The organism is Petrocella sp. FN5 (assembly GCF_029210395.1).
GTDB lineage: Bacteria > Bacillota > Clostridia > Lachnospirales > Vallitaleaceae > Petrocella.
This window is the reverse complement of record NZ_JARGDP010000090.1, coordinates 1-8,824: the sequence shown is the minus strand read 5'-3', so window position 1 is coordinate 8,824 and position 8,824 is coordinate 1. Positions and strand designations below refer to the sequence as shown.

General features: G+C 36.6%; 10 protein-coding genes. 5 read left to right on the top strand and 5 right to left on the bottom strand.

What is annotated here, in order from left to right:
- Positions 1 to 155: 155 nt before the first annotated feature.
- The gene (locus tag P0N36_RS13700; protein ID WP_275843421.1) at positions 156 to 1,031 is read left to right on the top strand and encodes an ROK family protein; all 876 of its coding nucleotides are present in this window, start codon (positions 156 to 158) and stop codon (positions 1,029 to 1,031) included.
- A gap of 15 nt (positions 1,032 to 1,046) precedes the next feature.
- Here the strand turns inward: P0N36_RS13700 and coaBC are convergent, their stop codons facing one another.
- From coaBC to panB, 5 genes are read right to left on the bottom strand one after another with little or no spacing between them, the layout of a single operon-like run.
- Positions 1,047 to 1,580 carry a bifunctional phosphopantothenoylcysteine decarboxylase/phosphopantothenate--cysteine ligase CoaBC gene (gene coaBC / locus P0N36_RS13695; protein WP_330684035.1) on the bottom strand — a complete coding sequence of 178 codons (534 nt, stop codon included), beginning with the start codon at positions 1,578 to 1,580 and terminating at the stop codon, positions 1,047 to 1,049.
- 26 nt (positions 1,581 to 1,606) lie between these two features.
- Complete coding sequence (locus P0N36_RS13690) at positions 1,607 to 2,380, bottom strand: phosphopantothenoylcysteine decarboxylase domain-containing protein (RefSeq protein ID WP_275843420.1); 774 nt, start codon at positions 2,378 to 2,380, stop codon at positions 1,607 to 1,609.
- Between the two features lie 8 nt (positions 2,381 to 2,388).
- Complete coding sequence (panD, locus tag P0N36_RS13685) at positions 2,389 to 2,772, bottom strand: aspartate 1-decarboxylase (RefSeq protein WP_275843419.1); 384 nt, start codon at positions 2,770 to 2,772, stop codon at positions 2,389 to 2,391.
- Positions 2,772 to 3,611: a pantoate--beta-alanine ligase gene (gene panC, locus P0N36_RS13680; RefSeq protein WP_275843418.1), complete on the bottom strand. Its 840-nt coding sequence runs from the start codon at positions 3,609 to 3,611 to the stop codon at positions 2,772 to 2,774. The genes panD and panC overlap by 1 nt, the downstream gene beginning before the upstream one ends.
- On the bottom strand, positions 3,601 to 4,449 hold the full coding sequence (gene panB, locus P0N36_RS13675) for a 3-methyl-2-oxobutanoate hydroxymethyltransferase (protein WP_275843417.1): 849 nt from the start codon (positions 4,447 to 4,449) through the stop codon (positions 3,601 to 3,603). Before panB ends, panC begins: the two co-directional genes overlap by 11 nt.
- A gap of 333 nt (positions 4,450 to 4,782) precedes the next feature.
- Here panB and P0N36_RS13670 point away from each other — a divergent pair, with 333 nt between their 5' ends.
- The 4 genes from P0N36_RS13670 (at position 4,783) to yiaK (ending at position 8,578) form a co-directional block, all read left to right on the top strand.
- Positions 4,783 to 5,775: a LacI family DNA-binding transcriptional regulator gene (locus P0N36_RS13670; protein ID WP_275843416.1), complete on the top strand. Its 993-nt coding sequence runs from the start codon at positions 4,783 to 4,785 to the stop codon at positions 5,773 to 5,775.
- 263 nt (positions 5,776 to 6,038) lie between these two features.
- The gene (locus tag P0N36_RS13665) at positions 6,039 to 6,518 is read left to right on the top strand and encodes a YhcH/YjgK/YiaL family protein (RefSeq protein ID WP_275843415.1); all 480 of its coding nucleotides are present in this window, start codon (positions 6,039 to 6,041) and stop codon (positions 6,516 to 6,518) included.
- Positions 6,519 to 6,578: 60 nt separating this feature from the next.
- The gene (locus P0N36_RS13660; RefSeq protein WP_275843414.1) at positions 6,579 to 7,571 is read left to right on the top strand and encodes a Gfo/Idh/MocA family protein; all 993 of its coding nucleotides are present in this window, start codon (positions 6,579 to 6,581) and stop codon (positions 7,569 to 7,571) included.
- The gene (gene yiaK / locus P0N36_RS13655; protein ID WP_275843413.1) at positions 7,571 to 8,578 is read left to right on the top strand and encodes a 3-dehydro-L-gulonate 2-dehydrogenase; all 1,008 of its coding nucleotides are present in this window, start codon (positions 7,571 to 7,573) and stop codon (positions 8,576 to 8,578) included. The genes P0N36_RS13660 and yiaK overlap by 1 nt, the downstream gene beginning before the upstream one ends.
- Positions 8,579 to 8,824: the final 246 nt, after the last annotated feature.

Sequence of the window (8,824 nt, the reverse complement as noted above, 5' to 3'; positions counted from 1 at the left end):
ATGGTTAAGGCGTCAAAACTATATAGTTGAACTTTCATATACCATATATAGTTACGAATGTATCAACGTAATCTATATATGGTATATAAATTTAGTGAAACTTAGTTTTGGCCCGTTAACCATAATATGGATAATAAAAAGAAAGAGGTGTTTATATGTACGGAGCTATAGAAGCAGGTGGCACCAAATTTGTGTGTGCGGCTGTGGACGAAGAAATGAATATCTTAGATCAAATGACAGTACCGACCATGGAACCGGAAAAAACCATGAAAGAAGTTATAGGATTTTTCAAGAAAAATCCAGTTAAAGCCATAGGAATAGGCGCATTTGGTCCAATTGAGATTAGTCCCAACAAAGAAAATTATGGACAGGTTTTGAACACGCCAAAGTTAGCATGGCGTTGGTTTAATATGTATAAAGAATTAACTGCAGCTTTAAACATACCAATCAAGATAGATACAGATGTGAACGCAGCAGGTCTTGGCGAATATAAAGAAGGCCATGGTGTTGGTAAGAGAAGTGTTTTATATATTACAATCGGTACCGGCGTTGGAGCCGGATTTGTACTAAATGGTGAGACTTTATTCGGATTGACCCATCCGGAGATGGGGCATATACTGGTTAGACAAAATAAAGAAGACGTCTTTAAAGGTAATTGTCCAACCCATAACAATTGTCTTGAAGGCCTTGTATCCGGACCGGCCATAGAGGCAAGACTTGGTATCAAAGGGCATGAGCTTGGTGAAGATCATATTATATGGGATTATGTTGCAGATTATATTGGCCAAGCCCTTATGACTTATAATCTTATATTATCACCGGAAATCATACTGATTGGTGGTGGCGTTGCACAGCAAGCCCATCTTTTCCCCAAAATTAGAGAAGCATTCAAAAAGCATATGAATGGTTATATTGATCATGAAATCATAAAAGGTAATCTAGAGGAATATATTCAATATCCAAAACTGGGGCAAAAAGCTGGCTTAGTGGGCTCTATTTACTTAGCTAAAGAGATAGCATTACAAAAATAAATTATAGATACATATTTATTGAAGGCTACTTTCAACTATTTTAATAATATCTTGCCAATCAAGCAGTTTGCCTCTACCGATATCACCGCAGGCCAGATGTCCTTGTTCGGTTTCCAAAACTCTATATCCATAGGCGGATAGCTTATGGATATTATCTTTTAGTATAGGATTTTCCCACATATTGGTATTCATTGCGGGTGCGATTATTACCGGCGCAGTAGTAGCCATGATGGTAGTGGTCATCATATCATCGGCTATACCGCATGCTATCTTGCCGATAATATTTGCCGTAGCGGGTACAATCAAGAATAAGTCAGCTTTTTTTGCCAACTGGATATGCTTGGTGTCCCACTTATCGATGGGATTAAACATATCTGTAACCACCGGATTATGAGATAAAGACTGAAAAGTTAGGGGCCCAATAAACTCAGTGGCATTTTTTGTCATGATTACATGGACATCATAATCTTTTTTGCATAGAGCATTAACGATTTCTATTGCTTTATAGCTAGCGATACCACCGCAGACACCGACGAGGATTGTTTTCATATGGATAATCTCCTTAAGTTTTAGGGTCAGGTTGAGAAAAGGTAGTCTTTTAATGAATTAGCAATTTCTTCTTTAGTGAAACAGGTGTCGATTACCTTGCCGTTTTTAATGATAAAAGCTTCATGGTTTTCACCATGAATGGAAGTGAGATTATTGGCAACTACCAATTCACACCGGCTGGTTAAAGCCATCATATTTGCCGTTTGAAGCAAATATTCTTCAGGTGCGTTATGAAGAAGCTTAAACCCAATAAGTCGCGTGTTTGGGCTTATTTTTTTTACTTTTTCAATAAGCTTAGGTGTCTCACTTAGTCTTAGATAAAGACTTTCGGAAGATACAATTTTATTACATTTATCTAATTGATGATATGAGTTATTTCTTAAAATAGTAAGAACATCATCCAATTGGACTTCCTGAGAAGCGGTATTTTTTTGTTCGACCAAGTCCAGTAATTCTGTAGCCAATTGGGTTTCGGTTTGGATTCTTGACACATAGTAGTCAGATACAGCCATGCAATGAATCATAATATCAATTTTCTTTGATGTGAAAAGTTCAGATAATATCTGATCTACACTTTGGGTATCAGTGACAGAGTACAATTGGTGTGGGCTTTTAATTTTTGGTAATTGTGCATTTTTTGCTGCAACATAATCAATATGTATTGGATTATGGTGACCGTGGATAACTTCTACTAAAGCGTTATAGATTTTACTGGCGAGTAATCCGGTACTTGTATTTGTGATTTTTCTTACTGGATCAATCTTTTCACTTGTGCCACCAGCGGTAATAATAATATTCATAACACACCTTAATCCCTATGACCATGGGCCTCTCTATATTTTGTGTTTACGATACGATTATGTGGATCCAATTGAACAATGGTTGGGTTATATTGACGCGCTTCTATAGGTTGCATTAAGGCATAAGTAATGATGATGACCAAATCACCAGGTTGTACCATTCTGGCAGCAGGCCCATTTAAACATACAATACCACTATGTGGGGCGCCGGCAATAGTATAGGTTTCAAACCTTGCACCGTTATTGACATTAACAATCTGTACTTTTTCACCTATTAGAATTCCGCTGGCCTCAAGCAATGCCTGATCAATGGTGACGCTCCCTTCATAATGTAAGTTGGCTTCAGTAACTGTTGCCTTGTGAATTTTAGACTTTAGCATGGTAATCAACATTAAGCACCACCTTCTAAGACAATATTATCAATCAACCTTGTTTTACCAAAGAAAACAGCAATAGCCACAAGTGTTTTTTTTTGAATAGTTTCTATATACTCAAGGTCATCATAGCCGAGAATTTCAATATAATCTATTTTTCCTAAGGACAAGTTATGAAGGACTTGAGTTAACGTATTCATTAATGAGGACACATCCCGAATCCCTAGAGCATATTTCTTCTCTACCTCCATTAGGGCTTGATATATATAAGTAGCTTCATAACGTTCTTTGTCGCTTAGATAGGTATTTCTTGAACTTAGAGCTAAACCATCTAACGCCCTAACTGTTGGACAGGTTACTACCTCAAGACCCATATGGAGGTCTTTAATCATGCGTTTGAGTAGGATTACCTGTTGAGCATCCTTTTCTCCTAAGTATATTTTTTGTGGTTTTATAATATTTATTAAGAGTGCAACAACAGTTGTTACGCCTTTAAAATGTGTAGGTCTAGATGCACCACATAGTTTATTAGTCAAAGCATCATCTACAATGACATGGGTAAAATGCCCATGTCCATAAATTTCAAAGACAGAAGGAGAAAAAACATAGTCAGCGCCGGCAGACGTAGCTAGTACATAGTCTTCATCTAGGTTTCGCGGATAGACATCATAATCTTCATCCGGAGCAAATTGAGAAGGATTAACAAAGATACTTACAACGACAAGTTCATGATGTTTTCTCGCAGTTTTTATTAGAGAAAGATGGCCATCATGTAAGGCGCCCATGGTAGGCACGAAACCGATATTGCTTTTGTTGCTTAATATTAGTTTCATTTTTGCTATTGAATCAATCAGCATTGGGAACCTCCTGCTTGGACAGATTAAGAACTTCATTTTGTTCCTTATAGGTATGGGCTGGCTCAGGGAAAAACTGTTGATGTACATCACGGATATAATTCTTAACCGCTGTCTGAATCAGATTACCAAGATTTGCATAATGCTTTACAAACTTAGGGGAGCATTCGGTATACATACCAAGCATATCATGGGAGACGAGAATCTGACCGTCGCAATGGACCGAAGCTCCAATACCAATCGTAGGAATGCGTAGCTCTTGGCTAATGCGTTGAGCTAGATGCTCAGGAATGCCTTCTAAAACAATGGCAAAGACACCAAGGGATTCTAGTGATTTAGCATCTTGAATTATTTTCAGTGCTTCTTCTGGTAGATGTCCTTGAACCTTGAAGCCGCCAAGTTGATGGATAGACTGTGGTGTCAATCCAATGTGACCCATAACGGGTATTTGAGCCTTCAAAATGCTTTCAACTTGAGGTAATATATCACGACCGCCCTCGAGTTTGACAGCATGTGCTCCGCCTTCCTTAATCAATCTACCTGCATTAGCGACGGCTTCCCTAGAGGATATGTGATAAGACATAAAAGGCATATCACTGATAACCATAGCATGTTGAGTACCTCTTACAACGCAGGTTGTATGGTAGATCATGTGATCCATGGTTACACTTAAAGTATTTTTATAACCTTGGTGAACCATACCTAAAGAATCACCAACAAGAATAGCATCTATACCGGACTGGTCCAGAAGCTTTGCCATCGTATAATCATATGCGGTTAATAGTGTTAACTTTTTTACTCCTTTTGCAGATTTGAAATCTAAAATCGAAAATCGTTTCATAAAAAAACCCTTTCTCGACCTATAGGTGAAAAAAGGCATGATAAATCAAATGTACCTTATCACACTCAGTCTCTGTCCATAGGATCAAAGCTATGTTATAATGGTGGGTAGAAGCAAAAATAGAATTATATAATAGGTATTAACCATTATCATCCTATTATAATATAGGGTAGATGTAAGTACAAGTGTATATACAAAAACTACAGCTAATTTGTTATAATTATAGAAAATACAGTATAATAAAAATCGACAAGGCTAGGTTTACACTTAATAGGAATAATGCTATAATTCAAGTCGATTAAACTGAGCATAGGAAGAGAGAATAATGTAGAGATGAACATCTATGACATCGCCAAATTGGCAGGGGTTTCCCATACAACAATTTCCCGTGTGATTAACAATAAGCCAGGCGTTAAACCGGAAACGCGAGACAGAATCATAAGAATCTTGGATGAGAATGCTTATATACCCAATAGCTTTGCCAGAGGGCTTGCAAATGCTGGTAATAAGATTATTGGCATTATCGTAATCGATGTAAGAAACAACCATCATATCAATACAGCTTTTCACATTGAAGAAGAATTTTCTAAATATGGCTACATGAGCATTATAGGTGGCTGTGGCCTTGATAACAGTAAACAAGAAGCTTATCTTAGAGCTATGGCAGGTCGTAACATTGACGGGCTGGTGCTCATTGGATCAAGGTTTCAGAATGATATTACCAAAAGATGTATTCAAAAATACTTTAATGACAAGCCGGTAGTCATAGCCAATGGTCAACTAGACCTTGAAAATGTTTGTGGTGTTGTTGTTGATGAAAGAAAAGCCGTATCAAATGTTGTGGATTATTTGGTATCTAAAGGCCACAGAGAGATTGCTTTTATGAATGACTACGTAACTTATAGTGCCCATAATAAACAAGAGGGGTTTATAGATGGTATTAGAAAAAATCATATTATGTTTAATGAAAGCTATATTAGACATATAAAAACCGATCATGTTAACAGCCAGATGGAGACAGAGAAATTCCTTAAAAGAAACCAAGGCGTAACCGCTATTATTTATAGTGAAGATATTATGGCCGTAGGTGGGGTAAAGGCATGTAAACATTTGGGCTTAAAAATACCCGAAGATATTAACATAATCGGTTTTAATAATTCAATCTATGCGGATATTAGCACACCTAAAATATCCAGCATTGACAACCGAATTAATGACATGGGTGCATATTGTACCAAAGCCTTATATGCTATGCTGCAAGGGGAAAAGACAGAACGTGTTTATAACATTATGCCTATATTTGACATGAAAGAGTCTACGAATTAAGCGTAATGAATAAAAAAAATAAAAAATAGATTGACGATGTGAGATTAGTATGTTATTATTTAACCAATGGTTGTTAGCGGTAACATAATATCTGTACAATTTGACGTAAAAATCTTGTGGCTAGTGTTTTTATTTTTTTCCCGACAATGTTAGCGCTAACACAAAAGAAACTAACTAGACCATTTCACAAAATATTTTTTTTGGCAGACATGTTAGCGCTAACATATAGTTGATAAATAATATATTTACGAAAGGAATTATATATGATTTGCTCATCGATTTATTCATCATTCGACACAGATTTATACTCCAAAATTATAAAGGATGCTGTTTCGTTTTTCAAAGATTCAGATATTGGCAACATGACGCCTGGAGAATACGAGATTGACGGCAGAAATGTCTATTATCAAATTATTGATATGACAACAAAAAATATTGAAGACGGTCGTCCAGAAGTACACAGGAAATACATTGACATACAATTTTTATTTGAGGGAAAAGAAAGTATTGGTTATGTTGATGACCATGGTAAGAATCAAGTAGATCAGAACCTACTAGAAGAAAGAGATTTGTTGTTTTATAAAGATGTTTCGGACATGACAATGATAGCTATGAAGCCGGGTGATTTCTGTGTGTTTTTCCCAAATGATGTTCACATGCCAGGTTGTATGCGAGAATCAAATATGCCAATCAGAAAAGTTGTTTACAAAGTCAATTATGATTATTATAAAAATTCAAAATAAGGTTAAAGGGTCAAAACTATATAGTTTTGACGCCTTAACCAATTAACAAGGAGGTATAGAATGAAGGAAGTAAATTGGGGTATGATTGGTTGTGGTCAAGTTACTGAGGTTAAAAGTGGACCGGGATTATACAAAGCAAAAAATTCGAATCTTCTAGCAGTATATAATGATGATTATAATAGAACGCTTGATTACACAAAACGTCATGGTATCAAGAAGGCATATGAAGATATAGAAGATTTACTGAATGACTCAGATATTGATATTATCTATATAGCAACACCGCCAAAATTTCATAAAGAGTATGCTATTAAATGCTTAAAGGCCAACAAGATACCATATATTGAAAAACCTGTAGCAATGAATCTTGAGGAGTGCTTAGAGATTAAGACATTATCAGAAGCATTAAACATACCGGTTTACGTTGCTTTTTACCGAAGAGGCATGGAAAAATTCATAAAAATCAAAGAATTATTAGATGAAAAAGCAATTGGTGACATCAGATATGTATATGTAACTCAGATTATGAAAGTGGAAGACAGCGAGCTAACTAAGGCGCGTTTACCTTGGCGTGTCATTCCGGAAATCTCAGGTGGTGGCAAGTTTTTAGACATGGGTGTTCATGTCATGGATTGTTTAGAATTCTACTTTGGTGAGATGGAAAATATGCAAGGCATCGTAGAAAATAAAGGTGGTTATTATGATGCAGATGATACAGTGGTGGCAACCTTTAGATTTAATAACGGTATTATTGGTTCAGGTACATGGTGCTATGTAGCGGATCAGGAGATTAATGAAGTACAAATTGTTGGAGATCAAGGCCGCATTCTTTATGATGGACTATCCGGTAAAAGTTTTACACTCATAAAAAATGGTGTTGAAGAAACGTTTGAGTTTGAAGAGTTTGATCATGTGGCCATGGCTTATCAGCAAGCAGTTGTTAATGAATTAATCGGTAAAGAAAAAAGTTATGCTAATTTTGATGAAGCCATTAACCTAGTAAAAATGACAGACATGCTGTTAAGCGACTATTATAAAAGGAGTGCTAAATAATGTTAAGAATAAAATATGATGAGATGGTAAAAACGTTTGAAGCCATCTTGCTAAAAAAAGGTTTCAAACCTGAAACAGCCAGAAAAAGTGCAGAGAATTTTGCCGACAATAGTGTAGACGGTATCTATTCTCATGGTGTTAATCGTTTTCCTAGAGTGGTTTCTTATATTGATAAAGGTTACATTAAAGTGGACGCAGAACCAACTGTAGAAGGCAGGATGGGCGGTTTTGAGCGTTGGAACGGTAATTTGGCTATGGGAAATACCAATGCTGTTAATGCCATGGACAGAGCGATTGAACTTGCAAAAGAGTGTGGCATCGGTATTGTAGCTCTTGGTAATACGAATCACTGGATGCGTGGCGGTACTTTTGGATGGCAAGCAGCTGACGCTGGTATGATTGGTTTATGCTGGACCAATACCATGCCTAATATGCCGGCTTGGGGTACGAAAGATCGAAACATTGGGAACAATCCTTTTGTTATGGCCATACCAAGGAGTAATAAAGAACATGTGGTTGTAGATTGCGCTATGGCACAATTCTCTTACGGTAAGATCGAAGAAACCAAGTTCAAAGGTCAGCAACTCCCTGTAGTTGGTGGATTTGATACAGAAGGTAAAGCAACAACAGATCCTGTTGAGATTGAAAAAACGTGGCGTGTGTTACCAATTGGATTTTGGAAAGGTTCAGGATTATCCATTGCCTTTGACCTTATTGCAGCAGTACTATCCGGTGCGAACTCAACAACAGCCATTGGAAAGAAATACGAAGATGAATTCGGTTTATCACAAATATTCATTGCCATTGATCCAACCCATATGAGCAGTGTCAACATTACAGATGCCATTATTGAGGAAGTCATTGATGACATAAGACAATCAGAAAAAGCAGAGGGTTGTAATCAAATATTCTATCCTGGTGAAATGGAAATCAACACAAGAAGAGACAACCTTGAAAACGGTATTCCGGTTCTTGAAGACATATGGAACACCATCACAGCGCTGTAGGTATTTATTTCAGGCTTTGTAATCAAAGCTTAGAAACTAATATATGTGGTTAAGGTGTCAAAACTATATAGTTGAACTTTCACCTACTATATGTAGTTATGAATGTATCAACATAATCTACATAGAGTGGGTGAATTTAGTGAAACTTAGTTTTGACCCTTTAACCATATGTGGTTAAGGTGTCAAAATGGACGCTGTAACCATATAACAAAAATAGGAGGAAAGAAAATGAAAAAATTATTATCT